A 26,994-nucleotide genomic window follows, 5' to 3' on the forward strand; every position below is an offset into this window, starting at 1 on the left:
CCGCGGAGCACCGGTGCTCCGGGACGGCGATGGAGGTGGGATGAGCGGCGAAGACCAGTCGGACCGGGCGCGCAGCATCGCGCTGATCGGGGCGCCGATCGAGGTCGGGACCAGCGAGGCCGGCGCCCTCATGGGCCCGGCCGCCCTGCGCACGGCCGGTCTCGTCCGGGCGCTCGCCGAACTCGGCCACGCGATCGCGGATCGCGGCGACGTCGTGCCGGACGGGCCTGCCGGGACGCGCGGGCTCGAGGGTGTCGCCGCCTGGACGCGCGCCCTGTCGAGGGCCGTGGAGGACGCCCTCGACGCCGGGGCGCTCCCGCTGACCGCCGGCGGCGACCACAGCCTGTCCCTGGGCTCCGTCGACGGGGTGATGCGGCACTGCGCGCGGCACGGCCGGTCCGTCTTCGTGCTCTGGCTCGACGCCCACGCCGACTTCAACACGCCGGCGACCTCGCCCTCCGGCAACGTCCACGGCATGCCGCTCGCCGCCCTGTGCGGCGAGCCGGGCTTCCCGCCGCTCTTCGCCGAGCCCGCGCCGGCGCCCCTGCCACCCGCCGACGTCCACCTGTTCGGCCTCCGGTCGATCGACGCCGGCGAGCGCGCCCTCGTGACGGCGCGCCGGGTCGGCGTCACCGACATGCGCACGATCGACGAGTTCGGCGTGGTGGCCCCCCTGCGGCGGGTGCTCGACCGCGTCGCCGCGCAGGGGGCGCATCTCCATGTCAGCCTCGACATCGATTTCCTCGATCCGTCGATCGCCCCGGCGGTGGGCACCACCGTTCCGGGCGGCGCGACCTTCCGGGAGGCGCACCTGATCATGGAGATGCTCCACGATTCCGGGCTGGTCCGCTCCCTCGACGTGGTGGAACTCAACCCCTTCCTGGACGAGCGCGGCCGCAGCGCCCGGGTGCTGGTCGAGCTGGTGGCCAGCCTGTTCGGCCGGCGCATCCTCGATCGGCCGACCCTGCCGATCGAGGCCGTGCCGGCAGAGCCGGCCGGGCGCGCCTGATGCACGGCCGTCCCGCACCGTCGGCCCCGCCCGAGACGACCGGGACCGCGCCCGCNGGGCGCGTCCGGCTGCGCGTCGGGCCGGCCCGTCCGGGCGGCGGGACGCGCATCCTGGATCTGGCGGAAGCCGGGCCGTCGCGGCTGCGCTTCCCCCGCGGGACCGGCGCGCTGGAGGCCGTTCTGGTCAACACCGCGGGCGGCGTGGCCTGCGGCGACACCTTCGCCATCGACCTCGCCCTGGAACCCGGGGCCGACCTGGTGCTGACCACCACGGCGGCCGAGAAGATCTACCGCTCGGACGGACCCGTGAGCCGCATCGCCAACACCCTGACCCTGGGGGAGGGGGCCGGCCTCGCCTGGCTGCCGCAGGAGACGATCCTGTTCGATCGCGCCCGGGTGCGGCGGCGCTTCGAGGCCGATCTGGCCGAGGGGGCCGCGCTGATCGCCGTGGAGGTCGTGGCGTTCGGCCGCGCCGCAAGGGGCGAGCGGATCGGCGACGGGCTGTTCAAGGATTCGTGGCGCATCCGCCGGGGCGGGCGCCTCGCCTACGCCGACGACGTGCTGCTGGAAGGGCCGATCAGCGACCACCTCGCCCGCCCGGCCATCGGCGGCGGCGCCCGCGCCTGCGCGACGATCCTCGACGTTTCCCCCGGCGCGGAGGGGCGCCTCGACGAGGCGCGGACCCGTCTGGCCGAGGCCGCGGCGCCCGGAACGACGGCGGCGGCGAGCGCCTGGAACGGCCATCTGGCGGTCCGCGCGCTGGGCGACGCGGTCGGGCCCCTGCGGGGGCTCGTCGCCCGGTTCCTGGCGGGCTACCGGGGCCTACCGATGCCCCGGGTCTGGCAGAGCTGACGCGGTCCGCACAATCCGGGTCTCGGGGCCGTTGCCTGCGACCGTCGACCTCTGCTAGAGACGCGCACCCGGAGCTGTCCGCCAAGCTCCGGACGGGACGGCACCGCCGTTCGGGAAGGCCTCGTGGCGGAGTGGTTACGCAGAGGACTGCAAATCCTTGCACCCCGGTTCGATTCCGGGCGAGGCCTCCATCCTTCCCAGACACCTGAACCGGCCGCGACGCGCCGATGCGGCGCCCGTCAGGCGTCGCGGACCTCCACCATGAAGGTCTCGATCGCCCGCTGCAGGCTGTGCGTCCCGGCATTGACCCGGGCGGCGCTGCCGCGCACCTGGCCGGCCTGCGCCTCGTTGGACGCGGCCGCGGACTGAACGCCCGCCACGCTCTCCGAGACCTGCCGGGCCTCCGCCGCCGCGCCGGAGATCGCCCGCGCGATCTCCTGGCTGGCCTGGCCCTGCTGGTCGGTGGCGTCGGCCACCTCGGACGCGATCAGGCTCATCCGGGCGATCGTCTCGCCGATCGTGCCGATGGCGCCGACCGTGCGCCCGGCGGCGCCCTGGATCGACCCGACCTGCCCGGTGATGCGGTCGGTCGCGAGCGCCGTCTGGCCGGCCAGCGCCTTCACCTCCGCGGCGACCACCGCGAAGCCCCGCCCGGCAGCCCCCGCGCGGGCCGCCTCGATCGTCGCGTTGAGCGCGAGCAGGTTCGTCTGCTCGGCGACCTCGCGGATCAGCGTGACCACGGCGCCGATCTCCTCGGCCGCCTGCGAGAGGCTCATCACCGTCTCCTTGAGCCCCTGCGTGTCGGAGAGCGCCGAGGTGGCGATCGCGCTGGTGTGCCGGACACGCGCCCCGATCTCCCGCGCCGAGGCCGAGAGTTCCTCGGCCGCGCTGGCGACGCTGTCGACGAGGCCCGCGCTCTGGTTCGACGCCCCGGCCACGACGGCCGCCTCGGCGGCCATCGCGCCCGCGTTGCCCGAGAGGGTGTCGGCCGCCGCCTCCATCGCCTCGGCCGAGCCGGCGAGATCCGTGACGGCGCGATGCGTCTCGGCCTCGAAGGCGCGCGTCGCCGCGGCCAGGGCCTCGGCCCGGCTGCGGTCGCGGTCGCGCCGCGCCTGCGCCTCCGCGTCGAGGTCGCGCTTCTCGATCAGGGCCGTGCGGAACGCCGCGATCGCGGCGGCCATCTCGCCGATCTCGTCGCGGCGATGCGTGAACGGGATCGCGCGGTCGAGATCGCTCGCGGCGAGCGCCGTCATGCCGTCCTTGAGCCGATGCAGCGGCCGCCGCACCTGACTCACGATGATCCAGATCGCCGCGAGCAGGCCGAGAGCCAGCGCCACGGCCGGCACGACCACCAGGGTGATCCGCGCCTGGCGGCGGTCGGCGGCGTCCGCGGCGCGACGCGCATTCAGGCGGTTCAACACCTCCTGTCCGAGGATGCCGATCTCGGCGACCATGCGCTCGCGGTTCTTCACGGTCGCGTCGTCCGTCGCCTGGATCAGGGCAGCCTTGGGCGAGACCGTCAGGCCGAGTTCGGCGGTGTCGGTCTGGTACGCGATGAATTCCTTGACGAAGAGGTCGAAGCGCCGCCGGCGGTCGGCGGGAAGCTGATCCTCCATGGCCTCGAGGAACGGCCCTCGCACCTGCTCCACCGTGGCGAGGGCGTCGTGGAGCGCCGACAGGCGGGTTCGCGCCTCGGTCGTGTCCTCCGCGGTGTAGAGGGCCGTGGCCTGCACCACCGCGTGCTCGATCGCCTGTCCCAGCGCGCCCGCCTGCAGGCCGGCGTTCCAGATCCGGTCGGTGGCGGCCGCGCGCTCCTGTTCCCAGTTCGACTGGCGGACCGCGAAGGCGGCGATGGCGATCGCCACCAGGGCCAGCAGACCGATCACCGCGGAGAGCTTCAAACCGAGTGAGATGCGCATGATGAGGAGCCGCTTCGGACAGAGAGTCGCTCGGCCGCAGCTATACAGAAACAAAACTTTTTCGACAGGTAAATATAGCCGGCAAATTCACTTATTTTCTACTTGCCTGTTGCGACTCAATTGCCGACAAAAGGCCGGTTTTCGCCGGAAATTCACAGATATCAAGCGATCAGATCTCGCCGATTTCGGCCAGTCGAGGGCCGTCGATGCAGTTCCGCGCGCAGGCGGCGGCCTCCGGTGCCGAGATCGAATTCGTCCGGTCCCGCTCGGACCGCGTGCTACGCGCACCGGCAACGTATCCGGTTGGCGATCACGGCAGCCGGATCTCGGGCCGGCCGGGGATGCGCGTCTTCGGCAGCTGACGGGCGGCGACGATCTCGCGACGGAGATCGTCGCGCTGCGCCTCGACGAGGTCGGGGAGGATGTCGGCCTCGTGCTCGTCCAGAGCCGCGATCAGCCGGGGATGACCGGCGGTCCACTCGAAGGCGACGCAGACCTCGCGCTCGGCGTAGGGATCCAGAGGGTCGAGACAGCGATGGGTCGGCATGGGTCGCGGGGTCATCACACCGGCACGCCGGCGAGGCGGCCCCCGTAGGTGCGTGTAACGACAACCGGATGACGTCCCGCGGGCGCCGCCCCGGAGACCCGGCGAGTCAGGCGACGGGGGTGCGGGGCCATGTTGCCGATGGGCCACACTCCGGTCCCGCCGATCGGCTCCGGAAGGCTGTCGCGCTCTGTCGCAGGGCACCGCGCGTCGCTTTGAGCGCAGATCCCGCATCGAGGCCCTTGCGTCCCGCGATCGCGGTGTGTAGAGACCCCCTCGTGATCCCCGATAGCTCAGTTGGTAGAGCAGGCGACTGTTAATCGCCTTGTCGCAGGTTCGAGTCCTGCTCGGGGAGCCATCCATTGCCCAACAACTCGATCGCGCTCAGTTTTCGGCCGGGCTCCCGCATCGGGTGCTGAGGTCCGGGACCAGCGTTGCCGTTCCGGCGCTCGGCAATACGTCCTTTGCGCCGTGTTCGACTGACGCGATACGGGCGCGACGGCGACCGGTCCGATCCGCACCGCAGCGCGACCGCCGGCAGACGGTGCTGGGTCCGGGCGCCGCCGCGGACCGTTCCTCGCCGAGATCTACGGGAGCCGACGGCCGCGTGTGGTCGGGCGGACGGCGGCGACCTAGATCCCGGATCCGTCCTGCGAGAGACCGGTCATGGCCTTCACCGATCCGAACGAACCCAGCGCGGCGTCGATCAGCGACCTGGAGCTGGTCAATACCCTGATCGAGCGCAAGGAAGCCGGCGAGCCGGTCGACGCCGATATCCTGGCGCTGCTGACCGATATGGAACGGCTCGGGCTCACCGGAACGGATGCCTACGCGACGCTCGACGCGTATCGGCCCGGGCCCGCGGTCGGTGCGACCGGCGGGGATGACGGGACCGTGGCGGACTCCTAGCGGCGGCGTGCGGTCGCGCCGAGTCGCTGATCCGGCGGGTCAAGCCGGCCCCGACGCCGCAGCGTGGCTGGGCCGCTCCGCGTCCGATGCGGCCACCGCCGGGTCGATCGAGGCTTACCGGCAGCGATGGCGACGCCCGTCTCGACCGAGATCGGCCCCGCGCTGCGGGTCGCAGGATCGTAACCGTGGCGCGCAGGCGCGGTCTTCGGCGACAACACGGTCCGTTTCTCCGCCTCGTCGCGATGTTCGCGGACGGGGCGGGGGCAGCCCGCACGGTTCTCCGACCTCGGAAGACTGCCGTTCGTCCCGCCGCCGTCCGGCGCGCAGCGCGTACAGGATCGCGAACACGACGACGCCGCCGGTCAGCCGCAGGGACGGCATCCCGAGCGACCCGTCGGATCGCACGGCCTCGGTCCCCGTGCGGGATCCAAGGCCTGCGCGCGGGCGCGCGGGGCGGCAGAGCCGAGAAGCGCCGCGGCCGGGCCGCGCAGTCGCGACAGGGCGCCTCTCCGCAACGGTGTCGCCGGCGCCGCGGTCCATCCGCTTCACGGCGCGAGGGTCGGACGCGGCGCACCGATGTCGGCCCGCACAGCTGCGGTGCGGTGCGCGCCGGGAGCCGCGGGAACATGCGCCGCGCCTCCCGGTCATGGACAGGGCGCCTACGAGGTCTGCTGACGCTTCAGGCTGCTCTGCGCCCCGGACTCGTTCGTCTTCGGGTTCGCCAAGCCGCTCGTGTTGCCGTCGGCGTCAGCGTCGATGCCGGCGGCCACCTGCCGATTGCCGGCATGGTCCTGATACTGCTCGGTCTGGACGTTCTTGCTGTCCAGGCCCCGCTCGTCGCTGTGCCGGGACTTGTCGCGGTTGCTGAGCACCATGTTCTCGGTCAGCACGCCCTCGGGCAGTTCCGACATGGCCCCGCTTCCGGTTCCTTTGCCCTGGGCGCCCGGGCCGACCTTGTGCCGACTGGCATTCGCCATGATCATCCTCCGGTGCGGATCAACACTCTCGTCGGGCGCGGCGGCGCGCGGCACCCGGGCGGATCGGGCCGTCAGCGGTCCTGCTGGTAGCCCTGGTTGGTGGTGTTCACCTTGGAATTGCCGGCCTGGCCAAATTTGTCCGGATCCATGGTCTGGGATCCGGCACGGCCCTGCGTGAGCGGCGCTTCGGTGGCGCCGCCGGGCCCCTTGTCGGACCGGTTGGCCGGCGGAACAGGCGGTGGCTTGGTCGTCATGGTTACCCCGTGTTGGCCGAATACGGGGACAACCCGAGACGGTCCGCACCGTTCCGGACGCGGGTTTCGCAATCACGCGCCAGATCTGATCCGCGCACGCTGAAGCTTTTGATCAGAATTATACATGTGTTCAATCGGTCATGGGGCCGATAGAGCGCCCTTATGGGGTCCACTACTCCGGCAGTCCGCGAGACGACGTCGTCTCAGGCGGCTGACCGTGAATCCCCGCGAACCGATGCCTGCCGGGTCGGGTTGTCGGCACGGGGAGAACCTCTCGCAGAGGGCCGCACGGCCGTCCCGGTGCCGGGGGATATCGAGGACCCGAAGCAGTGCCGCGCCATCGTCGACCGGGCGGTGGCCACGTTCGGGCCGGTCGACGTGCTCGTCAACAACGCCGCGCACCAGAAGTCCTTCGCGAGTCCGTGAGGAGATCTCCGACGAGGAGTGGGAGGTCAGCTTCGCGACCAACATCCACGCCATGTTCTACCTGGTGAAGGTCGCCCTGTCGCACATGAAGAGCGGGGCCTCGATCATCAACACGACCTCGGTGAACGCCGACGCGCCCAGCCCGCAATTGCTGGCCTACGCCACCACCAAGGGCGCGATCCAGAATTTCACCGCCGGCCTCGCCCCGATGCTGGCGGAGCGCGACATCCGGGTGAACTGCGTGGCCCCGGGCCCGGTCTGGACGCCGCTCATCCCCTCCACCATGCCGGAGGACAAGGTCCGCACCTTCGGCTCCCAGGTGCCGATGAAGCGCCCGGGCCAGCCCTGCGAACTCGCGCCCGTCTCCGTCATGCTGGCCAGTCCGGAATCGAGCTCCGTGTCCGGCGCCACCGTGGCGGTCACCGGCGGCAAGCCGATCCTCTGACTCGAGCCTCTGACCCGAGCCCGTCACAGCCCAGGAGCACCGCCATGGCCCGCAACCCGGCCGATCCGAAGGCATCCGACCGCGCGAGCCTGCGCGCCTTCAGCGCGACGGCCGACCGGAACGGCCAGGATCTCGGCCAGGACGACGCCCGGGACCTCGCGCGCCCCGCGGACCTCCTGCACGGGCGCCAGTCCGATCCGGGCTGGCAAGCCGAAATCGTCCGCACCGCCTCGGATCAGCACCGCCTCGACGCGGTGAGCGGCGGCAGCGTCGCCTGCGTGGAGGCGACGGAGGCCGAGACGCCGCCCGAGAACCTGCGTCATCTCGGCGACGCGCAAACCGGGCCGAAAACCGCCTGAGCCGCCCGTGACGCCGGTTCGGACAGGCTCCCGGCCTGCGCGCGCGCCGTCACCGACAGGCGGGCCCTCTCGGCCGGCTCGGAGCGGCAGATTCTGCCGATCGGCCGTTCCTGCCGGCCCACAGCCCGGACGGGATACTGAAATCGTTGGAGAATTTCTGGAACGCCCCGTGCGTGCCCACCGTGAGGGCGGTCGCGGAGGCGTACCATGTCGGTGAATACGGTTTCGGGCAGTTCACTCCAGCGGGACCTCGTCGGCGCCCTCAGGCAGGCGCGCGCGGCGAACGCCGCCCGCCTCGACGTCGGCACCGCCGCGACGGCGAGCCAGGGGACCGGCACGCAGGCGGCCGCGGACGGCACCGGCCAGGCGACAGCCTCGGCGTCGGCGTCGACCCCGACGCTGTCGAACGATCTGATGGCGTCGCTCCTCCAGCTGCAATCCGACTTCAGCCAGATGGGCCTCCAGAACGGCGTCACGGCGCCCGCGGAAGCCGCGGCCAACGCCGACGACACGGCGACGACCGGCACGGCGTCGGGTCAGACCGCCGACAGCGCGGCCCCCGTCCATCACCATCGCGGCCATCACGGCCAGCGGCCGGTATCGGATGCCGAGCAGAACGAGGGTGCCGCCCAGACCGGCACCGCGACCGACGCGTCCGCGAGCACGTCCGCGAGCACGTCCGCGAGCACGTCCGCGAGCACGTCCGCGAGCACGTCCGCGAGCGCATCGGCGACCACGTCCACCACCGCAGCCGCCGACCCCGCGACGGACAGCGGCAGCGACCTGCAATCCTTCCTGCAGCAGGTCACGAAGGCGGTCACCGCCTACGCGGCCGGCGGGCCGCTCGGCATCGCGGCCGCGCTCACCAGCAGCACCAAGGCCTGACGACCGCGGATTCGAGCCGCGGCTGGAGCGGCGCGGCGGCCTCTGGCATGATCCGGCGAACCGGAGTGCGCCATGGCCCTGACCGTCCCCGTGATCCTCGGCAGCGTGCGGACCGACCGCATCGGCATCCGCGCCGCGCGGTTCCTGATCGCGCAGCTCGCGGCGCGCGGCCACGCCGCCCCGCTGGTCGATCCGGCCGAGCTGGCGCTCCCGCTCCTCGACCGGATGTTCAAGGAATACCCGGCCGGGACGGCGCCAGAACCGCTGCAGCGCTGCGCCGACCTCTTCCGCCGCGCCGACGCCTTCCTGATCGTCACCGCGGAGTACAACCACGGTGTGCCGCCGGCGCTGTCCAACACCCTCGATCACTTCCTCGAGGAGTATTTCTGGCGGCCCTCGGCCATCTGCTGCTACTCGGCCGGCCAGTTCGGCGGCGTCCGGGCCGCGATGCCGCTGCGGGCCATGCTCGCCGAGATGGGCATGTCGAGCATCCCGTCGCTCCTGCCGATCCCGCGGCTCCAGAAGGCCATCGACGCGCAGGGGACCCCCGCCGAGCCCTGGCTCACGTCGGCCGCCGCCCGCTTCCTCGACGAGCTGGAATGGCACGCCGAGGCGCTCCGGGACCGGCGCCAGCGCGGCACGCCGTACTGACCCCCGGAGCGTCGTCCGGACCCGTCGGCCCGCGTCGGACGCCGCCCGCTTCGCTCCCGGCGAATCAGAGGTATTCGGACGGCGAACTGGGCGTCCACCTGCGCGTTTCTGTGCCCTGAATCTGTCGAGACAGCGCATTCGATTCTCGAAATGCTCAAATACTCGGCACACGATTGTAGAACAACTGGGCCGGATCGCGCCGGCGAAACGGTGAACGCGCGGAACGCGCAGGTCGCGAGACAGTATTGCGCTGTTGCAAAAAGGTGGCTGCACACGGCACCGAAGTATGAGAGCTTGGCCGCGTTCCCGAACCCGGACCGATTCCGATGAAGATCGACGAGAGGGCGCTCCTGCAGGAGCGCGTGCGGACGCTTGTCCTGCGCCACGCCCTGGAAGCCGTATTGGACCGCCTCGCGTCGGTCGCGCGCGAGGCGGGGAAGGATGCCGAGACGGAATTCCTGAGCCTGGAGCAGGCGCTCGTCTCGGCCGCGCGCGGGCTCGCAGATCGGGCCACCGCGCAGAAGCTGGCGGTGCTGGTCGCCGTCGAGGATGCCGGCACGACGATCCGGGCCGCGTTCGACAACGCCCATGACCGCCTCGAGGTGCTGCGGCCGGCCCACCTCACCCTCGTCGCGCCGACGGCCGCCGTAGCCGCCTAGTCGCACAGCGTTCCGGGCTCGACCCGAGACGCTCGGCGCGGGCGAAGTCTCAGTGCGGGCAAAGTCTCAGTGCGGGCGCGACTCGGGCAGAGCCGCGCCGGCGGACACGCGCTCAGGCCCGCGAAACGTCGCGAGACCGGCCGACAGCCGCACGAGCGTCGCGAGGCCCAAGGCGAGGAAGAATGCCCCGCCGGTCAGGACCACCCGCTCGATCCGATCGGTGTTGATGATGTGGTCCGGCACCTCGACACATTGCACGAGGATCTCGGCGACGAGCCCGAGGACCAGCAGGGCGAGGCCGCCCTGGTGGCAGAGCGCGTCGATCGCCGCCTCGTGATCCGGATCCTCGCTCGGCAATCCGCCGAGAAGGTGGCTCACGCCGTGGCGCTCCTCCAGCACCACGCCCCAGCCGATCAGGATGACGCCCAACCCCTCGATCAGATGCCCCGCCTCGTGGATCGTGGCGTGAGTCTGGAACCCCGTGCCCCAGAGTAGCGACGCGACCTCGACGAGCGCCAGCGTCAGAGGGAGCGCGATCAGCGCGTTGAACACGACGATCGACCAGCGATTGAGGAGGAGTTTTGCCAGCATGGACCGGACGACAGTCTGAACGCGCATGGACGCAGCACTCGGGCGTGACGCGGATCACCGATCACGGTCAAGCTCAGCAAGACCGCGCCGCCTGGGCCTCGTCAAGGACGGGTGAGCTTCGGGGACGCGGGGTCCGGAATCCGGGACGGATCGCCCCGTCGCGCGCCCGAGACGGGCGCGTCCGCGGCCGCGCCGCCACGGATGCGGGCTCCGGCCCGCGGCGCCCGGCCGGACACGTTCACGACGGCCGTCCCCGACGCGACCGGGGAGCGCGGGACGTCGGCTCGGCGCGGCGCATCCGCGACGCGCCCGCCCGTCGCCTCACTGCTTGGCGCGGTTGATGATCGCCCAGAGCGCGCGGGCGACAGGCTCGGTGACGGTCCGGCGGTACTTGCGGTGAACCAGTTGCCCGTTGTGGTAGACGTCCTGCTCCACGTAGAGCCGCTCGCCGTCCCAGCGGACGATGTTGTCGGACTCGGTGGTCTCCTCGACACCGAGATCGCCTCGGAGAATCGAGTTGCCTGTCTGGGTCAGCATACGCGCGTCCTCGTTCACGCAGTCGGTTCTACCCGGGAAGCGCCACCGCGGCTTGTGCAGCGCGACCCCAGGCAGCTCCCGGCTTCGGCAGCATAGGAGGGCATCGGGGGACTTGCCAGCGACGCGGTGGACGCAATCGCCCGACCGTCACGCTGTCCCCGATCGAGGCCGCGATGCGGCCTTCCGGGCGCGACCTTAACGTTACCCATGTGCGCTTCGACACCTTCAGCTCGGCCGTAAGGTGCGATGGTTCACATGCGCACCCGGTCTGTCGGCATGACGCAGGCGGGATCGGCGGCGCGACGGAGGCGTCCATGCTCGCTCGCCCGTTCCGCCTGATCGCCCCGGCGCTCGCAGCCCTCGGCCTCGTGGCCCTGCGCCTCGCGAGTCCGTTCATCGGGCCGGTGGCGCCCCCGCAGGCGGGAGCCTCCGACGATGCGGGCGTCGTCTTCCGCCACTATCTCTGACGGTCAACCCCGACGGCTCAGCACGGGAGCAGCGGCCGGCAGCGGGCACGACGCCCCGGCCGCGGGCCCGAGGATGATGTCGCCCTGGCGCGGGTTGTTCACCGTGAACGGGGCCGTCTCCTGCAGACCGATGAAGCCGCGCCCGAGCTGCGGCACGAACAGGTCGCCCCCGAACCGGACGAAGCAGCGGTCGAGCACCGCCTCGTAGTCGAAGGTCCGCTGGGTGACCGGGGTCCCGCCGGCGGCCGGCGCACCGCAATAGGCCGCGATCGCGATCTGGCCCGGCTGTGCCAGCCGCACCGGGAGCGACTGGCCGGGCAGCAGCGTGGCGGGCGGCCCGCCGTCCTGACGGGCGACGAGGACGAGGTTCGACCGGTTGTACACCCGGCGCAGGCAATCCGCCGACGCGCCGGAGACGACCGAGACCGACCCGGCGATGCCGAGCACGAGGCCGGCCCATGCGCACGCTACACGCTTCGTCACCGCAATTCCTCCGCCGGCCGGGCGCTCGACCGGCCGTGGCCGTCGATGGTGCCGTCCCTGACTTGAACAGCGGCCAGCTTGGCCGCGCAAGATGAACGCGGCAAGTTCCGCCGCGTTCACGCGCGGCAGCGTAAATTCCCGCGCGCGCCCTTCGGGCGTCAGCGGCGCTCGTATCAGCGGCGCTCGTATCAGCGGCGCTCGTAGAGGAGTCGCGCGCGGATCGTGCCCGGGATGGCGCGGATCTCGGTGAGCAGGGCCTCCGCGTCCGCGTCAGTGGCGTCGGTCTCCAGCACCACGTAACCGACCTCGCCGTCGGTCTGGTAGAACTGCGCGGCGATGTTGACGTGCCCGCGCGAGAACACGTCGTTGAGCCGTCCCAGCATGCCGGGCAGGTTGCGCTGGACGTGGATGAACCGCGTCCCGGTCGGACGGGCGGGCAGTTGCACCTGCGGGAAGTTCACAGCGCCGACCGTCGAGCCGATATCCGAGTAGTCCACGAGCTTGCGCGCCACCTCGGAGCCGATGCGCTCCTGCGCCTCCTCGGTCGACCCGCCGATATGCGGGGTGAGGATCACGTTCTCCAGCCCCTGCAGCGGGCTCACGAAGGATTCGGCGTTCGAGCCGGGCTCCACCGGGAAGACGTCGACGGCCGCGCCCTTGAGATGGCCGTCGCGCAGGGCCGCGGCCAGCGCCTCCAGATCGACCACGGTGCCCCGGGCGTTGTTGATCAGGAAGGCACCGGGCTTCATCGCCCGGATCTCGGCCGCGCCGATCATGTTGGCGGTGGCGTCGGTCTCCGGCACGTGCAGCGAGACGACGTCGCTCTGGGCCAGCAGCTCGTGCAGCGTCTCGACCGGCTCGGTGTTGCCGTGGCGCAGCTTGTCGGTGTGGTCGTAGAAGAGCACGCGCATGCCCATGGCCTCGGCGAGGGTCGAGAGCTGCGTGCCGATATTGCCGTAGCCGACGATGCCCAGCGTCTTGCCGCGCACCTCCAGCGAGCCCACCGCCGACTTGTCCCAGCGGCCCGCATGGGCTCCCACCGAGCGCGGAACGATCCGACGCAGCAGCATCACGATCTCGCCGATCGTGAGTTCGGCCACCGAGCGGGTGTTCGAGAAGGGGGCATTGAAGACCGGGATGCCCCGATGGCGCGCCGCCTCCAGATCGACCTGGTTTGTGCCGACCGAGAAGCAGCCCACGGCCAGGAGCCGGTCCGCCGCCTCGAAGGCGGCCGCGTCGAGCTGCGTGCGCGAGCGGATGCCCACCATGTGCACGCCCTGGAGCGCCTCGTGCAGGGCTTCCCGGTCCAGCGCCTTCGGCAGCCGGGTCAGGTTGGTGTATCCGGCCGCCCGCATCAGCGCCACGGCGCTGTCGTTGATGCCCTCGAGCAGCAGGACGCGGATCTTGTCCTTCGGCAGGGAAAGCTTGTCGGGCGTCATGGGCGTCGATCGTCTGGAAGCAGGCGGTGCCGGGCGGTGCCGGCGAGCCCTGGGTTCGAGCGGCCCGGGATAAGAGGGCACCGTGTGCGTTGCAACATGATGCGGTGACGGACGGCCCCGCTTGACCGCAGGCCCGCCCTCGGCCTGCCGCATGGCTCCCCCGGGTCCCACCGCCGTGCTCGGGCCGGACCGTATCCCGGAGGCGGCGCGCGGAGCCTGCCAAATATTCAGGCAGCGCAAACCGCCCTCGACTGACCTCGCCGACGGAACTCGGCGCCGCCTCGCGGCTTGTAGGGCCCTGTACTGTAACGACCCGTCTGCCGGCCCGTCCGGACAGCGACCTTTCTAACGGTCTCCGAAGATGCAGATCCGCACCGGCTTCTCGATCGCCTTCGACACGTTCGGCCCCACGCCGATGAACCTGCTCCTCAACGTGCGCCCGGAGCGCCGCGGGGACCTCCTGACGCCGGAGGTGATCACCTTCGATCCGCCCGTCGCGGCGGCGCAGCACGTCGACGCCTTCGGCAACGTCTGCACGCGCATCGTCGCGCCGGGCGGTCGCATCACCATGGCGGCGGATTTCACGATTGCCGACAGTGGCATGCCCGACGACCAGGCTCCCGGCGCCCGCCAGATCGCCGTGCAGGATCTGCCCGACGCCGTGATGCCGTACCTGCTCGGCTCGCGCTACTGCGACACCGACAAGCTGTCCCAGACCGCTTGGTCCCTGTTCGGCGGCACGCCGGAGGGCTGGGCCCGCGTGCAGGCGATCGTCGATTTCGCCCACACCCGCCTGCGCTTCGACTACCAGCAGGCCGACGCCACCCGCACCGCCTTCGACGGCTACACGCAGCGCGTCGGCGTGTGCCGGGACTTCGCGCACCTGGCGATCACCCTGTGCCGGTGCATGAACATCCCGGCGCGCTACGCCACCGGCTACCTCGGCGATATCGGCGTGCCGAAGGATCCGGCCCCGATGGACTTCTCGGCGTGGTTCGAGGTCTTCCTCGAGGGGCCCGAGGGGCCGCGCTGGTACACGTTCGACGCCCGGCACAACCGGCCCCGCACCGGCCGCATCGTCATGGCCCGCGGGCGTGACGCCACCGACTGCGCGCTCACGACGAGCTTCGGCGCGGCCCATCTGGTCCGGTTCGACGTCCACACCGACGAGGTGTGCGCGGCCCCCGACACCCTGGCCGAGGCCGCCTGACGGGCGCGGCCGCGCGACGGCCCGCTAGACCGCCTCGGCGGCCTCGCGGGCCGGTAGCGGGTTGTTCGCCAGGTGCAGGAACGTCTGGTCGAACTCCGCCACCGCCGTCAGCGCGTCCCAATCCTCGATGGTCAGGGTGCCGCCGCCCAGCGTGACGAGCCCGCGGCCCCGCAGGGTGCGCAGGACCCGGTTCAGGTGGACGCTCGTCAGGCCGAGGGAATCGGCCAGTTCGGCCTGCTTGGGCACCAGCGGGCAGCTCAGGCCGCGCGCGAGCCCGACCGCCTTCTGCCGGAGATAGAGCTCGCAGAACAGGTGGGCCACGCGGCCGAGCGCCTGCCGCCGGCCCAGGCTGGTGATCCGCTCGCGGTAATGGGCGGCGTCGATGAGGCTGTCGCGCCAGAGCGTGCCGGCGAGCCCCGGATTGCGCAGCAGGACCGCGCGCAGGTCGTCGTGCGCGATCAGCGCCACGACGCAGGGCGTCAGGGTGGCGAGGTTGTGATCCATCCGGTGCAGGTGGAGGCTCTGCAGGTCGGGCAGGTCTCCCGCGATGTAGAACGACAGGATCTGCCGTCCGCCCTCGGCGAGGGCGGCGTAGCGGTAGACCCAGCCCTGCAGGACGAGGCAGCTCTGGGTCGGGCGGTCGCCGAACCGGACGATGTCGTGTCGGGCCGGCAGGTTCCGGACGGTGTGGGGCAGGTCGAGGAGCGCGGCGCGGTCGGACTCGGTGAGGCGCGAGATGCTGTCGAGCTTGCGCGCCAGCATCTCCATCGGGGCGTTGTACCCGTTCGGCATCGGCGGCTCAGGCCCCGGTTCGCGCGGAGCCGCGCCGACGACGGACTAGCCGGAAATCGAGATCAGGACGCCCCACGGTTCACCCCCCAGACGCTCCGCATCGCCGGACCGGCCCGAACCTCGGCCGCTCGGGGATGCCCCGAGACACGCGGAAGCGCGACCGCGCGTGTTCGACGCTGGGCACGTTCGCCGGATCCGCGGCCGGCGGCAAGGCCGCCGGTCTCCGCGGAGCCTCCGCCGCCCGCCGAGCCTAAAACCCTAATCGGTTGAAGTCGCAAGGCCGATGCTGTAAGGGACCCGCGTCCTCCCGGATCCGCCCTCGCGCGCTCGTCTTCTGGCGCGCCCGCCGGGCCGCCGGACGGACCGCCCTCGTCATCCGTATCGACGCGTCGGCAGACCGGGTCCCGCGGGACCGGTCGCCTCTCCCGAAAGACTCCGGGGAGGCCGCGGCGAGCGGGGGCGCCTGCAACGCGAGCCGCCGACGCAACGGGCCTCCGCCGGGGGCCGTTCAGGAGACAGAATGACCGCAGGTACCGCTCTGGGGCGTGGCCCGAGCCGCGAGGATTTCGCAGCCCTCCTCGAGGAGAGCTTCCTCGAACACGAGATCACCGAAGGCTCCGTCGTCAAGGGTCGCGTCGTCGCGATCGAGAAGGACGTGGCCGTCATCGACATCGGCGCCAAGACGGAAGGCCGTGTCGCGCTCAAGGAATTCACCGGTCCCGGCCGCGAGGGCGAGCTGAAGGTCGGCGACGAGGTCGAGGTCTACGTCGACCGGATCGAGAACGCGCTCGGCGAGGCCGTCATCTCGCGCGACAAGGCGCGCCGCGAAGAGAGCTGGGTCAAGCTCGAGAAGTCGTTCGAGAACAACGACCGCGTCACCGGCACGATCTTCAACCAGGTCAAGGGCGGCTACACCGTCGACCTCGACGGCGCCGTGGCGTTCCTGCCGCGCTCGCAGGTCGACATCCGCCCGGTCCGCGACGTCACCCCGCTGCTCGGCACCCCGCAGCCGTTCCAGATCCTCAAGATGGATCGCCGCCGCGGCAACATCGTCGTGTCGCGCCGGACCGTCCTCGAGGAGAGCCGCGCCGAGCAGCGCTCCGAGCTGGTGGCCAACCTCGAGGAAGGTCAGGTCATCGACGGCGTCGTCAAGAACATCACCGAGTACGGCGCGTTCGTCGACCTCGGCGGGATCGACGGCCTGCTGCACGTCACCGACATGGCGTGGCGCCGCGTGAACCATCCGTCCGAGGTCGTCACCATCGGCCAGACGGTCAAGGTCAAGATCATCAAGATCAACCACGAGACGCACCGCATCTCGCTCGGCATCAAGCAGCTGCTCGCCGATCCGTGGGAGGGCATCGCCGCCCGCTACCCGGAGGGCGCCAAGCTCAAGGGCCGCGTCACCAACATCACCGACTACGGCGCCTTCGTGGAGCTGGAGCCGGGGATCGAGGGCCTGATCCACGTCTCCGAGATGAGCTGGACCAAGAAGAACGTCCATCCGGGCAAGATCGTCTCCACCTCCCAGGAGGTCGAGGTTCAGATCCTGGAGGTCGATCCGGTCAAGCGCCGCATCTCGCTGGGCCTCAAGCAGACCCTGCAGAACCCCTGGGAGGCCTTCGCCGAGAAGCACCCGGTCGGTTCCGAGGTCGAGGGCGAGGTCAAGAACAAGACCGAGTTCGGCCTTTTCATCGGCCTCGAGGGCGACGTCGACGGCATGGTCCACCTGTCGGATCTCGACTGGAACCGTCCCGGCGAGCAGGTCATCGAGGAGTTCAAGAAGGGCGACATGGTCCGCGCCCAGGTTCTCGACGTCGACGTCGAGAAGGAGCGGATCTCGCTGGGCGTGAAGCAGCTCGGCGGTGACCCCTTCGCCGAGGCCGGCGAGATCAAGAAGGGTCAGATCGTCACCTGCGAAGTGGTCGAGGTGAAGGATGCCGGCGTCGAGGTGAAGATCGTCGACACCGACATGCAGACCTTCATCCGCCGGGCCGAGCTCGCCCGCGACCGCGGCGACCAGCGCCCCGAGCGCTTCGCCACCGGCGAGAAGTTCGACGCCCGCGTCGTCCAGTTCGACCGGAAGGCCCGCCGCGTGCAGGTCTCGATCAAGGCCCTCGAGGTCGCCGAGGAGAAGGAGGCCATGGCCCAGTTCGGCTCCGCCGATTCGGGCGCCTCGCTCGGCGACATCCTCGGCGCCGCCTTCAACAAGAAGCGCTCCGACGACGAGTGAGACACCGGCTCTGCCGCCCGGCCTGTCCGGGCGGCGGTTGCGCTTCCTTGAGACCCGCGCGGGACCCTGGTCCCGCGCGGGTTTTTCATTTTGCGCCGGCAATCCAAGGTTGCCGGGGGCGGGCGGCGGGCCGGGTCGCGCCGCCCGGCGCGACAGCGACGGGCCGCCCCGTCATTTTCTTCGCGCGCCCCGTATCCACGCCCGCGGAAAATGCTCTAGAACACCGGCCTCGCACGGCTCGGGCCGGGCGAGCCGAAGGAAACCAAGGACTTGCCCGGCGCGGGGGGACGGCTCCCGCACCCCGTCGAGGGGCCGGTCGGGGTGCTTTAGGGGAAGCGACAGCATGGCAGCCGATGCCGAACTGCTGATTGACCGGCGGCGCCTGCGCCGCAGGTTGTCCCTCTGGCGCGTGCTCGGCGTCGGCGGCCTCATCGTGGCGGTCGGGGCCCTCGGCTACCGGGTGCGGACGGGCGCGGACGGTGCCTTCGCGGTCCAGCCGCAGATCGCCCGCATCTCCGTCTCGGGCTTCATCGCCGGGAGCGAGGCCACCGCGAAGCTGATGAAGCGGGTCGGCGATTCGGACGCCGTGAAGGGCGTGATCGTCTCGATCAACTCGCCCGGCGGCACGACGACGGGCTCGGAGGAGATCTTCCGCAACCTCCGGGCGCTCGCCGCCAAGAAGCCGATCGTCGCCTTCGTGGACGGCACCGCCGCGTCCGGCGCCTACATCACGGCCATCGCGGCCGATCACATCGTCGCGCGCGAGACCAGCCTGGTCGGCTCGATCGGCGTGCTGTTCCAGTACCCCGACTTCTCGGGTCTTCTGGACAAGGTCGGCGTCAAGGTCGAGTCGGTGAAGTCGTCCCCGCTCAAGGCCGAACCCTCGGGCTTCACCCCGACCTCGCCGGAGGCGCGCGCCGCGCTGGCCTCCGTGGTCGGCGACACCTACGCGTGGTTCAAGGGCCTCGTCGCGGAGCGCCGCGGCATGGATCCTGCCCAGCTTAGCACCGTCTCCGACGGCCGGGTGTTCAGCGGGCGCCAGAGCGTGCCGCTGAAGCTCGTCGACGAGCTCGGCGGCGAGCGGCAGGCGGTGGCGTGGCTTGAGAGCGCCCGCGGCGTCCAGACGAACCTGCCGATCAAGGACTGGAAGCCCGCCTCGGAGAGCCGGTTCTCCCTGTGGTCGGCCGCCGGGATCGGCGCCGACCTCCTCGGCCTGGAAGGCCTCGCGGCGCGGCTGCGGTCCGTCGGCGCCGAGGCCGAGGCCGCCCGGGGCGGGATGCTCGCCCTCTGGCGCCCGGAACCCTGAACGATCGCCGCCGCGCAGCCCGCCCCGATCCCGCGAGAAGATCCCACGCCATGATCAAGTCGGAGCTCGTCCTCAAGATCGCCGAGCAGAACCCGCATCTCTACCAGCGCGACGTGGAGATCCTGGTCAACGCGATCCTCGACACCATTTCCGACGCGCTGGCCCGCGGCGACCGGGTCGAGCTGCGCGGCTTCGGCGCCTTCTCGGTCAAGCGCCGGGAGGCGCGCCGGGGACGCAACCCGCGCACGGGTGCCGCCGTTGCCGTGTCCGAGAAGGCGATCCCCGTGTTCAAGACCGGCAAGGAGATGCGCCAGCGCCTGAACGCCGCCGGGATCGGCGAGAATGCCTCGGCCGCCGAGTAGGAAGGACCTGTGAGCGCGATGATCCGTTTCCTGAAGAGCCTCGTGCTGCTGCCGATCGCCGCCCTGGTGATCCTCCTGGCGGTGGCCAACCGCGCGCCGGTGCGGCTCTCCTTCGATCCGTTCAACGTGGACGCGCCGGTCTTCAGCGTCGATCTCCCGCTCTACGCGATCCTGTTCGGCGCGGTGGCCCTCGGCATCGTGGTGGGCGGCATCTTCACGTGGCTCGGCCAGGGCAAGACCCGCGCGCGGGCGCGCTACCACCGCCGCGAGGCCGTCCGGTACGAGCGCGAGGCGACCCGTCTGCGGGCCTACGCGCCGGAGACCGAGACCCCGGGCGTCTACACGGTCCCGAATACCGGCCGGACGGCCCTGCCGGCCCCGCGCTGAGGCTGCCCCCCTAGCGCCCGCCGCGCGCGGCCGCCACGAAGGCCGCGATCTTCGCCGGATCCTTCACCCCGGGCGCCGTCTCGACTCCCGACGAGACGTCGACGGCGCCGAGCCCCGTGCGGGCGAGGGCGTCGGCCACGTTTGTGGCATCGAGCCCGCCCGACAGCATGGTCCCGGGCGGGAGCGCGGCGCCGCGCAGGATCTCCCAGTCGAAGCGCAGGCCGTTGCCGCCCGGCAGGGCCGCGTCCGGCGGTGCCTTGGCATCCAGCAGGATCCGGTCGGCGATGGCCGCGTAGGCCGGCAGGGCCGCGAGGTCCGCCGATGTCGCGATGCCGAGCGCCTTCATCACCGGACGCCCGGTCCGGGCGCGGATCGCCGCGACGCGCTCCGGGCTCTCGCGACCGTGGAGCTGGACGAGATCCGGATCCACCGCCTCGACGGACGCGGCGACCAGCGCGTCGTCCGGATCGACCAGCAGGACGACCCGTTCCGCCCGGCCGCGGGCCAGGGCCGACAGGGCTGCGGCCTCCGCCAGCGCCACGTGCCGGGGGCTGCGCGGGAAGTGCACGAGGCCGATCCAGTCCGCGCCGGCCTCCAGCGCGGCGGTCAGGGTCGCTTCGGTGCTGAGCCCGCAGATCTTCACGCGGGTCGGGGGCGGGGAGGAGACCATCGGCCTCCTATAGCCGATCCCGCGCCGTCGAGCAGGCCTGCGGAGCGCCGAGGCGGTCAAGCCAGTCGCGCCCGCACCGCCGCCCGGCAGGGTCGGCCCCTAGTACAGGGCCGGCACGTAGACGTTGGGGATCGGGAAGCCGCTGAAGACCAGCTTCCCGTCGACGAGCCGCAGGGGCGGGAGCGCCTTCAGCGGCGTCCCGTCGGCCGGCGCGTCCGGGCCGGAACGCTGGGCCAGCCCCAGGAGCCCGCCGACCAGCTGGCCCACCAGGGCGCCCCGGTCCGAGCCGAAGCGCTGGCCGACGATGCTGCCGACCAGCGCGTCGACGCCGGCCGCCCGCAGGTCGATCTGCCCGGCGGGCCGGTGGGCGGCGTCGAGGGCGAGCGTGCCCTTCGCCTGGACGCGCTGCGTGCCCTTGGCCAGCGACAGGGCCGTCAGGTCCAGGGCGCCGCCGGCCTGACGCCAGCGCTCCAGCTCGCGCGCCACCGTCCCGGTGCGCAGAACGGTGGCCTGCGTCAGGGTCGCGTCCAGGGCCAGATCGGCCGGATCCTGCGTCCCGGTGAGGGCGTCGAGCTGCGGCACCGCCGCCTGGTTCAGGCGCAGGCTGACGTCCACGGCGCCGTCGGAGTCGAAGCGGCCGGGGCTCGGCCGGGCATGCAGCTCGAGGTGCCGCCCCGAGACCGCGATCGGGCCGGGCTCGGCGCCCTTCACGCTGATGTCGGGCTTGTCGACGACCAGGGACGCGCGGCTGAAGCCCCCCGCGGTGCCGTGGAAGCTGCCCTGGAGCGCGGTCCACGACGCGTCGCCGGTCAGCGGGCCCTGCTCGACGTGGAACGGGCCCGCGCTCTCGAAGACGACCAGGCGGGGCTGGTAGATCTGCGCCACCGCCGTGCTCGGCCCGAGCCGGAAGCGGCCGTCGGCGCGCTCGAGGGTCACGGCGCTGCAGCGCAGCTCCAGGCGGAACGGGTAGCCGCCGAGGGACCGGTCCGCGCAGGTCCAGGTGCGTCCGGCGGTCGCCTCGCGGGCGATCCAGCCGTCGATCTCGCTGGCCGCGCGCTCCCGCATCCACAGCCAGCCGGCCGACCAGCCCACGACCACGAGGGCGAGCAGGATGTAGGGCAGGAACAGCCCCCGCCGGGATCGCCGCGCGCCCCGGACCGGAGCTGTCTCAGCGGCATCCTCAGGCCGCGTCCGATCCTGCACCATGCGTTCCGCTCCCCGACCCGTCCCCGCGGGGACATCGTGGCCCCGGCTTGTGGCCACGCAAGGGGCGAAACTGGGGCAGCGCCGCCCCGGGTCGACCGCCGCGGACGCGATCCGTCCGCGCGCGGCGCGTTCCCCGTCAGACCTGCGCCGGCTCGACGGTGTCGACCTGCAGATCCTCGACGATCGCCGTCCGCTCGGCCGCGTTCTCGGCGAGGCGATGCACGTGCATCTCGGTGGCGCCCCGGCGGCGGACGCGGTCGAGCCAGGTCCGCCGCAGATGGTCGCGCGGGCTCTCGCTGGAGCTCGCCACCGAGACCATCTCGGCGATACCGGAATTGTCCCGGCGCACGGCGATCACCACGGCCTGCGCCATCTCGTCGAGGTCGAAGCCCCCGGCCGGATGGACACCGACCACGTAGCGCCGGCCCGAGCGGCCGCGCCAGGCCGAGAGCGGGAGCGCCGGGGAGCCGCGCAGACCCGCGGTCGTCTTGAGGCGTTCTTCACGCACGTCCTGCCTCCGGGTGCGATCGTCCTTCAGGTCGCGGAGCGCGGCCGACCAGGACAGGGCTCTTCTGTTCGCCATTTGTTCCAACCTAGCGCGCGATATCCACAGGCGTCAAGGGCGACGTTCCTAGGAGGAGATGTGGCGATGATGCCCGTTATCCACAAGCCGCCGGGCGACGTTCCCGGGCCGAGAGCGGCCCGCCGCCGACGGCTCAGCGGCGGGCGTCGGCGGCGGCCGGCGCCTCGGCGGCCGGCACGGCGTGCCCCGCGGCCGCGAGGCCCTGGAGGCCGCCCTCGACCAGAGCGTTCGAGGCCGCCTCGAGCCGCTCCTGGGCCAGCGCCTGGAACTCCTGGCGCGGCAGGCCCGGCGGGATCGGCGGCAGGAACTCGATCACCGCCCGGCCCGGACGGCGCACGAGGCTGTTGCGCGACCAGAACAGGCCGGTGTTGAGCGCCACCGGCAGGCAGGGGACGTTCAGGGCGGTGTAGAGGTGCGAGAGCCCCTGCTTGTAGGCCGGCGGCGCCCCGACCGGGCGCCGGGTGCCCTCGGGGAAGATGATGAGCTGGCGCCCGTCCCGGATCGCCGCGCCGGCGGCGGCGTTCATCAGGCTCATCGCCCGGGTGCCCTTCGACCGGTCGATCGCCACCATGCCGCTGCGCGACAGGTACCAGCCGATCAGCGGGATGAGCAGCAGTTCCTTCTTCAGGATGTAGGCGAAGTTCGGCAGCACCGTGCAGAGGGCCAGCGTCTCCAGGGCCGACTGGTGCTTGGCCGCCACCAGCAGGGGGCCGGGCGGGATGTTCTCCAGGCCGCGGAACTCGACCCGCGTCCCCGCGACGACCCGCAGGAGCCACAGGGTGATCCGCCCCCAGGTGCGGGCGAGCCGCAGCACCGAGCGGCCGGAGACCAGCATGGGCAGGCCGGCGAAGGCCAGGACCGTCGTGACGGCGTAGAAGCAGACGTTGAAGGCGAGAGAGCGGAGGGCGAGCATCGGCAACCGTGTCGTGGCGGCTCCCCTGTAGCGCGCCCGCGTGTCCGCGGCCAAGGGCGACGTGCCCTGGGCGGCCTCAGGCCCCCTCGGGGCGATCCCTGTCCCGTACGAGGCCGGCGCCGCGCCCGGCGACCAGCCAGTAGACCAGGCCGGCGCTGGCGCCGACCAGGAACAGGATCAGCGTCAGGCGCGCCTCGCCCGCGAGGAGGGCGGCGTCGCGGGCGCCTCCGGACCGGAGCGCGCCGCGCGTCAGCCAGGGGAGGGCGGCGGTGAGCAGCCCGCAGCCGGCGCCGTACCACAGCAGGCCGCGGCGCCCGAGGATCTCGCCGCCGAGGCCGATCACGGCCGGGGGCACGAACAGCAGCGCGAACAGCGCCTTGGCGAGGCCGGCGAGGAGCAGGGCAAGCCCCTCCGGCGGCAGCCCGGCCGAGAGGTCCGACAGGGCCATGTCGAGTCCGGCGAGCGCCCCGCCGGACAGCCAGGCCTGCGCGGCCGGGTCGACGAGCAGCGCCAGGACGAGGACCGCGCAGCCGGCGGGGACGGCGAGCAGGAGGGCGAAGGCCCCGAGAATCAGGCGACCGAGGGCGTGCATGCCGCGAGCCTCTACACCGGGCGCCCCGGCCCGTCGCGCGGAAGCCGCGCCCGATCCTCGCGGATCCGGCGCGGCTTCCATCGTTCCGCGGCCCGGGGGGCGTGTGCCGTCAGCCGTGGGCCGGAGCGGCGCCGCCGGGATCGCCGTGCGTGTGCTTCTTCCGGAACCGGCCCAGCCAGATCGAGAAGTGGCGGATCACCACGTAGAAGACCGGCGTCAGGAACAGGCCGAAGAAGGTCGCGCCGATCATCCCGAAGAACACCGCGGTGCCGAGCGCCTGGCGCATCTCGGCGCCGGGGCCGGTCGCCACGACCAGCGGCAGCGTGCCGAGGATGAACGCGAAGGCGGTCATCAGGATCGGGCGCAGGCGGAGACGGCAGGCCTCCACCGCCGCCTCGACCGGGCCGCGATGCTCCCGCTGCTCGATGTCGTGCGCGAACTCGACGATCAGGATCGCGTTCTTCGCCGCGAGGCCGATGAGCACGATCAGGCCGATCTGGGTCAGGATGTTGTTGTCCTGGCCGCGGAACTGCACGCCCGCGAGCGCGGCGAGCACGCCGGTCGGCACCACCAGCAGGATCGCGAGCGGCAGCGCCCAGGACTCGTACTGCGCGGCGAGGACGAGGAACACCAGCAGCACGCCGAGGGCGAAGACCGCGCCGGCCGTGCCGCTCGCCGCCTTCTGCTGGTAGGCGATCTCGGTCCAGTCGTACGAGTAGCCGTCGGGCAGCGCCTTCTTGGCGATCTCCTCCATGGCGGTGAGCGCCTGGCCGGTCGAGACGCCGGGCTTGGCCACGCCCTGCACCGGGACCGAGTAGTACAGGTTGAACCGCTGCACGATCTGCGGACCGGTCACGTCCCGCACCGAGGCGAGCGTGCCCATCGGCACCAGCGCGCCGGTGGAGGAGCGCACCTTGATCTGCGAGATGTCCTGCACCGACGTGCGGAACGCCGCGTCGCCCTGCAGGCGCACCTGGTAGATGCGGCCCAGGGTGTTGAAGTCGTTGACGTAGGTGCCGCCGAGATCCGCCTGGACCGACGAGAACACGTTGGCCAGCGGCACGTTCAGCATCCGCGCGATCGTGCGGTCGATGTCGAGGAAGAGCTGCGGCGTCGAGTTGTCGAAGGTCGTGAAGACGCGCTGGACGTCGGCGCTCTGGTTCGCCTGGGCGATCACCTCGCCGGCGGCGGCCATGAGCGGGCCGATATCCGACGATTGGCGGCTCTCGATCTGCATCTTGAAGCCGCCGCCGTTGCCGAGGCCGCGGACGGGCGGCGGCGGGATGACGATGACCCGCGCCTCCTGGATGTCGGAGGTGGCCTTCAGCACCTCGCCGGTGATCGCGGCGGCGGTCCGCCCGTGCTCGGCGCGCTCCTTCGCCCCCTTGAGGGTCAGGAACATCACGCCGGCATTGGTCGTGTTGGTGAAGGTCGCGCCGTCGAAGCCCGCGATGATCACCGCGTTGGCCACGCCGTCGACCGTCCGGGCCTGCTTGGCGGCGCGCAAGCACACCTCCGTGGTGCGGTCGAGGGAGGAGCCGGACGGGAGCTGGACGACGCCGATCAGGTAGCCCTGATCCTGGTCGGGGATGAAGCCCGTGGGCGTCGTCTGCGCGAGGTGCAGCGTCCCGGCGATCACCGCCGCGTAGACCAGCAGCATCACGCCGAGGCCGACGATGCCGCCGGTCAGCACCCGGATGGTCCGGCCGTAGGCGTTCGAGGTGGCGTCGAAGGCGCGGTTGAAGCCGTTCGCCAGCCAGTTCACGAACCGGGTCAGGAAGAACTTCGGCTCCTTGCGGGCGTGGTGTGGCACCAGCAGCAGCTTGCAGAGCGCCGGCGACAGGGTCAGCGAGTTGAAGGCCGAGATCAGGGTCGAGGCCGCGATGGTGAGCGCGAACTGCTTGTAGAACTGGCCCGAGATGCCCGGGATGAACGCGGTCGGCACGAACACCGCGGCGAGCACCAGCGCGATGGCGATGACCGCGCCGCCGACCTCGTCCATGGTCTTGTGGGCGGCGTCGCCCGGCGACAGGCCCTCGGCCATGTTGCGCTCGACGTTCTCCACCACCACGATCGCGTCGTCGACCACGATGCCGATGGCGAGCACCAGCCCGAACAGGGTCAGGTTGTTCAGCGAGAAGCCGAAGGCCGCCATCGCCGCGAAGGTGCCGATCAGCGAGACCGGGATCGCGATGACCGGGATCAGGGCGGTCCGCCAGCTCTGGAGGAAGACCAGCACCACGATGACGACGAGGCCGACCGCCTCGAACAGCGTCTTGTAGACCTCGTGGATCGATTCCTCGATGAACTCCGTCGGGTTGTAGGCGATGCGGTACTCGACGTCGGGCGGGAAGTTCTTCTTGACCTCCTCCATCACCTTCTTGACCGACGCCGCCGCGTCGAGGGCGTTGGTACCCGGCCGCTGGAAAGCGCCGATGCCCACGGCGGGCGTGTCGTTGAGGAACGAGTTGGTCGTGTAGTCCTTCTGGCCCATCTCGACGCGGGCGATGTCCTTCACCCGGACGAGGCGCCCGTCCTGCGCCTTGATGATCACCTCGGCGAACTGCTCGGGCGTCTTGAACCGCGCCTGCGACTGCACGACGAGCTGGAACGCCTCGCCCTTGGCGGCCGGCGGACCGTTCAGCTGGCCGGCGGCCACCTGCACGTTCTGCTCCTGCAGGGCGGTGGTGACGTCGGTGACCGAGAGGCCGTAGGCGGCGAGCTTGTTCGGGTCGACCCAGACGCGCTCGGCGTACTCGTTGCCGCCGAAGATGGTGATGTCGCCGACGCCGTCGAGGCGCAGCAGCTCGTCGCGGATGTTCAGGTAGATGTAGTTGGCGAGGTAGTTCTGGTCGTAGGTCTTGTTCGGCGAGAGCAGGTGCACGACCAGCATCAGGTCGGGCGAGGCCTTGCGGACCGTGACGCCGAGGTTGCGCACGTCCGGCGGCAGGCGCGGCTGCGCCACCGAGAGCCGGTTCTGCACCAGCACGTTCGCGATATCGAGGTTGGTGCCGACCTTGAAGGTCACGGTCAGCAGCATGTTGCCGTCGTTGGTCGATAACGACGTCATGTAGAGCATGTTGTCGACGCCGTTGACCTCCTGCTCGATCGGCGTCGCGATCGTGGCGGCCACGGTCTCGGCGTTGGCGCCCGGGTAGGAGGCGCGCACCGTCACGGTCGGCGGCACGATCTCGGGGTACTGCGAGACCGGCAGGCTCTCGTAGGCCACGAAGCCGAGGATCAGGAACACGATCGACGTGACGGACGCGAAGATCGGTCTGTCGACGAAGAAATGGGCGAAACGCATCGGTCAAACCTCTGAGGCCCGCCGGTCT

The 26,994-nt window shown here is 71.6% G+C and carries 28 protein-coding genes, 2 tRNA genes and 1 pseudogene; 16 read left to right on the top strand and 15 right to left on the bottom strand.

Annotated elements, in window-relative coordinates; all coding sequences use genetic code 11:
- The first annotated feature begins 40 nt into the window (after window positions 1-40).
- The 3 genes from rocF to MMR14E_RS25705 all read left to right on the top strand — a co-directional run bounded on the left by rocF (window position 41) and on the right by MMR14E_RS25705 (window position 2,051).
- Window positions 41-1,009: an arginase gene (rocF, locus tag MMR14E_RS25695; protein ID WP_331318188.1), complete on the top strand. Its 969-nt coding sequence runs from the start codon at window positions 41-43 to the stop codon at window positions 1,007-1,009.
- The gene (locus tag MMR14E_RS25700) at window positions 1,009-1,860 is read left to right on the top strand and encodes an urease accessory protein UreD (RefSeq protein WP_331318190.1); all 852 of its coding nucleotides are present in this window, start codon (window positions 1,009-1,011) and stop codon (window positions 1,858-1,860) included. Before rocF ends, MMR14E_RS25700 begins: the two co-directional genes overlap by 1 nt.
- 117 nt (window positions 1,861-1,977) lie before the next feature.
- Window positions 1,978-2,051 (top strand) — tRNA-Cys (locus tag MMR14E_RS25705).
- Between the two features lie 48 nt (window positions 2,052-2,099).
- Here MMR14E_RS25705 and MMR14E_RS25710 read toward each other — a convergent pair.
- Both MMR14E_RS25710 and MMR14E_RS25715 read right to left on the bottom strand, forming a co-directional pair.
- A complete protein-coding gene (locus MMR14E_RS25710; RefSeq protein ID WP_331318192.1) occupies window positions 2,100-3,779 on the bottom strand; it encodes a HAMP domain-containing methyl-accepting chemotaxis protein in 1,680 nt (559 codons plus the stop codon).
- Window positions 3,780-4,089: 310 nt separating this feature from the next.
- A complete protein-coding gene (locus MMR14E_RS25715; RefSeq protein ID WP_331318194.1) occupies window positions 4,090-4,341 on the bottom strand; it encodes a hypothetical protein in 252 nt (83 codons plus the stop codon).
- Window positions 4,342-4,605: 264 nt separating this feature from the next.
- Between MMR14E_RS25715 and MMR14E_RS25720 the strand changes: the two genes are divergently transcribed.
- Window positions 4,606-4,681: transfer RNA gene (locus MMR14E_RS25720), tRNA-Asn, on the top strand.
- A gap of 308 nt (window positions 4,682-4,989) precedes the next feature.
- Complete coding sequence (locus MMR14E_RS25725) at window positions 4,990-5,232, top strand: hypothetical protein (protein WP_331318195.1); 243 nt, start codon at window positions 4,990-4,992, stop codon at window positions 5,230-5,232.
- Window positions 5,233-5,891: 659 nt separating this feature from the next.
- Here MMR14E_RS25725 and MMR14E_RS25730 read toward each other — a convergent pair.
- Window positions 5,892-6,209, bottom strand: coding sequence for a hypothetical protein (locus MMR14E_RS25730; RefSeq protein WP_331318197.1), 318 nt, complete (start codon window positions 6,207-6,209; stop codon window positions 5,892-5,894).
- Window positions 6,210-6,280: 71 nt separating this feature from the next.
- Entirely contained in the window at window positions 6,281-6,463 is a 183-nt protein-coding gene (locus tag MMR14E_RS25735) for a hypothetical protein (RefSeq protein ID WP_331318198.1), read from the bottom strand.
- Window positions 6,464-6,745: 282 nt separating this feature from the next.
- On the opposite strand from MMR14E_RS25735, the pseudogene MMR14E_RS25740 reads away from it, so the two are divergent.
- The 5 genes and pseudogenes from MMR14E_RS25740 to MMR14E_RS25760 form a co-directional block, all read left to right on the top strand.
- Window positions 6,746-7,334: pseudogene (locus tag MMR14E_RS25740) on the top strand (SDR family oxidoreductase); the annotation flags it as partial.
- A gap of 44 nt (window positions 7,335-7,378) precedes the next feature.
- A complete protein-coding gene (locus MMR14E_RS25745) occupies window positions 7,379-7,693 on the top strand; it encodes a hypothetical protein (RefSeq protein WP_331318200.1) in 315 nt (104 codons plus the stop codon).
- 207 nt (window positions 7,694-7,900) lie between these two features.
- Entirely contained in the window at window positions 7,901-8,578 is a 678-nt protein-coding gene (locus MMR14E_RS25750; protein ID WP_331318202.1) for a cell wall anchor protein, read from the top strand.
- Window positions 8,579-8,650: 72 nt separating this feature from the next.
- Window positions 8,651-9,229, top strand: a complete 579-nt coding sequence (locus MMR14E_RS25755; protein ID WP_331318204.1) for an NAD(P)H-dependent oxidoreductase — start codon at window positions 8,651-8,653, stop codon at window positions 9,227-9,229.
- A gap of 326 nt (window positions 9,230-9,555) precedes the next feature.
- A complete protein-coding gene (locus tag MMR14E_RS25760) occupies window positions 9,556-9,888 on the top strand; it encodes a hypothetical protein (RefSeq protein WP_331318206.1) in 333 nt (110 codons plus the stop codon).
- A gap of 66 nt (window positions 9,889-9,954) precedes the next feature.
- On the opposite strand, the gene MMR14E_RS25765 is transcribed toward MMR14E_RS25760, so the two are convergent.
- Both MMR14E_RS25765 and MMR14E_RS25770 read right to left on the bottom strand, forming a co-directional pair.
- Window positions 9,955-10,506, bottom strand: coding sequence for a hypothetical protein (locus MMR14E_RS25765; RefSeq protein WP_331318208.1), 552 nt, complete (start codon window positions 10,504-10,506; stop codon window positions 9,955-9,957).
- Between the two features lie 294 nt (window positions 10,507-10,800).
- Window positions 10,801-11,016 (bottom strand): hypothetical protein, encoded by a 216-nt coding sequence (locus tag MMR14E_RS25770; protein WP_012319420.1) that lies wholly within the window; start codon window positions 11,014-11,016, stop codon window positions 10,801-10,803.
- Window positions 11,017-11,330: 314 nt separating this feature from the next.
- Between MMR14E_RS25770 and MMR14E_RS25775 the strand changes: the two genes are divergently transcribed.
- Window positions 11,331-11,483, top strand: coding sequence for a hypothetical protein (locus MMR14E_RS25775; protein ID WP_331318210.1), 153 nt, complete (start codon window positions 11,331-11,333; stop codon window positions 11,481-11,483).
- 3 nt (window positions 11,484-11,486) lie between these two features.
- On the opposite strand, the gene MMR14E_RS25780 is transcribed toward MMR14E_RS25775, so the two are convergent.
- Window positions 11,487-11,966, bottom strand: coding sequence for a hypothetical protein (locus MMR14E_RS25780; RefSeq protein WP_331318211.1), 480 nt, complete (start codon window positions 11,964-11,966; stop codon window positions 11,487-11,489).
- A gap of 188 nt (window positions 11,967-12,154) precedes the next feature.
- Entirely contained in the window at window positions 12,155-13,405 is a 1,251-nt protein-coding gene (gene serA, locus MMR14E_RS25785; RefSeq protein WP_331318213.1) for a phosphoglycerate dehydrogenase, read from the bottom strand.
- 361 nt (window positions 13,406-13,766) lie between these two features.
- Between serA and MMR14E_RS25790 the strand changes: the two genes are divergently transcribed.
- Entirely contained in the window at window positions 13,767-14,615 is an 849-nt protein-coding gene (locus tag MMR14E_RS25790; RefSeq protein ID WP_331318215.1) for a transglutaminase family protein, read from the top strand.
- A gap of 24 nt (window positions 14,616-14,639) precedes the next feature.
- On the opposite strand, the gene MMR14E_RS25795 is transcribed toward MMR14E_RS25790, so the two are convergent.
- Complete coding sequence (locus MMR14E_RS25795; protein WP_331318216.1) at window positions 14,640-15,407, bottom strand: Crp/Fnr family transcriptional regulator; 768 nt, start codon at window positions 15,405-15,407, stop codon at window positions 14,640-14,642.
- 520 nt (window positions 15,408-15,927) lie between these two features.
- Here MMR14E_RS25795 and rpsA point away from each other — a divergent pair.
- The 4 genes from rpsA (at window position 15,928) to MMR14E_RS25815 (ending at window position 19,695) form a co-directional block, all read left to right on the top strand.
- Entirely contained in the window at window positions 15,928-17,640 is a 1,713-nt protein-coding gene (rpsA, locus tag MMR14E_RS25800) for a 30S ribosomal protein S1 (RefSeq protein WP_010683172.1), read from the top strand.
- Between the two features lie 343 nt (window positions 17,641-17,983).
- On the top strand, window positions 17,984-18,946 hold the full coding sequence (gene sppA / locus MMR14E_RS25805) for a signal peptide peptidase SppA (RefSeq protein ID WP_020092171.1): 963 nt from the start codon (window positions 17,984-17,986) through the stop codon (window positions 18,944-18,946).
- A gap of 50 nt (window positions 18,947-18,996) precedes the next feature.
- Complete coding sequence (locus MMR14E_RS25810) at window positions 18,997-19,308, top strand: integration host factor subunit beta (protein ID WP_012319412.1); 312 nt, start codon at window positions 18,997-18,999, stop codon at window positions 19,306-19,308.
- Window positions 19,309-19,326: 18 nt separating this feature from the next.
- The gene (locus MMR14E_RS25815; protein ID WP_331318657.1) at window positions 19,327-19,695 is read left to right on the top strand and encodes a LapA family protein; all 369 of its coding nucleotides are present in this window, start codon (window positions 19,327-19,329) and stop codon (window positions 19,693-19,695) included.
- A 10-nt stretch (window positions 19,696-19,705) separates the two neighbouring features.
- Here MMR14E_RS25815 and MMR14E_RS25820 read toward each other — a convergent pair whose 3' ends face one another.
- The 6 genes from MMR14E_RS25820 to MMR14E_RS25845 all read right to left on the bottom strand — a co-directional run bounded on the left by MMR14E_RS25820 (window position 19,706) and on the right by MMR14E_RS25845 (window position 26,966).
- Window positions 19,706-20,365 (bottom strand): phosphoribosylanthranilate isomerase, encoded by a 660-nt coding sequence (locus tag MMR14E_RS25820; RefSeq protein ID WP_331318217.1) that lies wholly within the window; start codon window positions 20,363-20,365, stop codon window positions 19,706-19,708.
- 99 nt (window positions 20,366-20,464) lie between these two features.
- The gene (locus MMR14E_RS25825) at window positions 20,465-21,571 is read right to left on the bottom strand and encodes a DUF2125 domain-containing protein (protein WP_331318218.1); all 1,107 of its coding nucleotides are present in this window, start codon (window positions 21,569-21,571) and stop codon (window positions 20,465-20,467) included.
- 136 nt (window positions 21,572-21,707) lie between these two features.
- A complete protein-coding gene (locus MMR14E_RS25830; RefSeq protein ID WP_331318220.1) occupies window positions 21,708-22,154 on the bottom strand; it encodes a hypothetical protein in 447 nt (148 codons plus the stop codon).
- A gap of 133 nt (window positions 22,155-22,287) precedes the next feature.
- Window positions 22,288-23,067 (bottom strand): lysophospholipid acyltransferase family protein, encoded by a 780-nt coding sequence (locus MMR14E_RS25835; RefSeq protein WP_331318222.1) that lies wholly within the window; start codon window positions 23,065-23,067, stop codon window positions 22,288-22,290.
- A 76-nt stretch (window positions 23,068-23,143) separates the two neighbouring features.
- A complete protein-coding gene (locus MMR14E_RS25840; RefSeq protein WP_331318223.1) occupies window positions 23,144-23,659 on the bottom strand; it encodes a hypothetical protein in 516 nt (171 codons plus the stop codon).
- A 109-nt stretch (window positions 23,660-23,768) separates the two neighbouring features.
- Window positions 23,769-26,966: a multidrug efflux RND transporter permease subunit gene (locus tag MMR14E_RS25845; RefSeq protein WP_331318225.1), complete on the bottom strand. Its 3,198-nt coding sequence runs from the start codon at window positions 26,964-26,966 to the stop codon at window positions 23,769-23,771.
- Window positions 26,967-26,994: the final 28 nt, after the last annotated feature.

The organism is Methylobacterium mesophilicum (genome assembly GCF_036441335.1).
GTDB classification, from domain to species: domain Bacteria; phylum Pseudomonadota; class Alphaproteobacteria; order Rhizobiales; family Beijerinckiaceae; genus Methylobacterium; species Methylobacterium mesophilicum_B.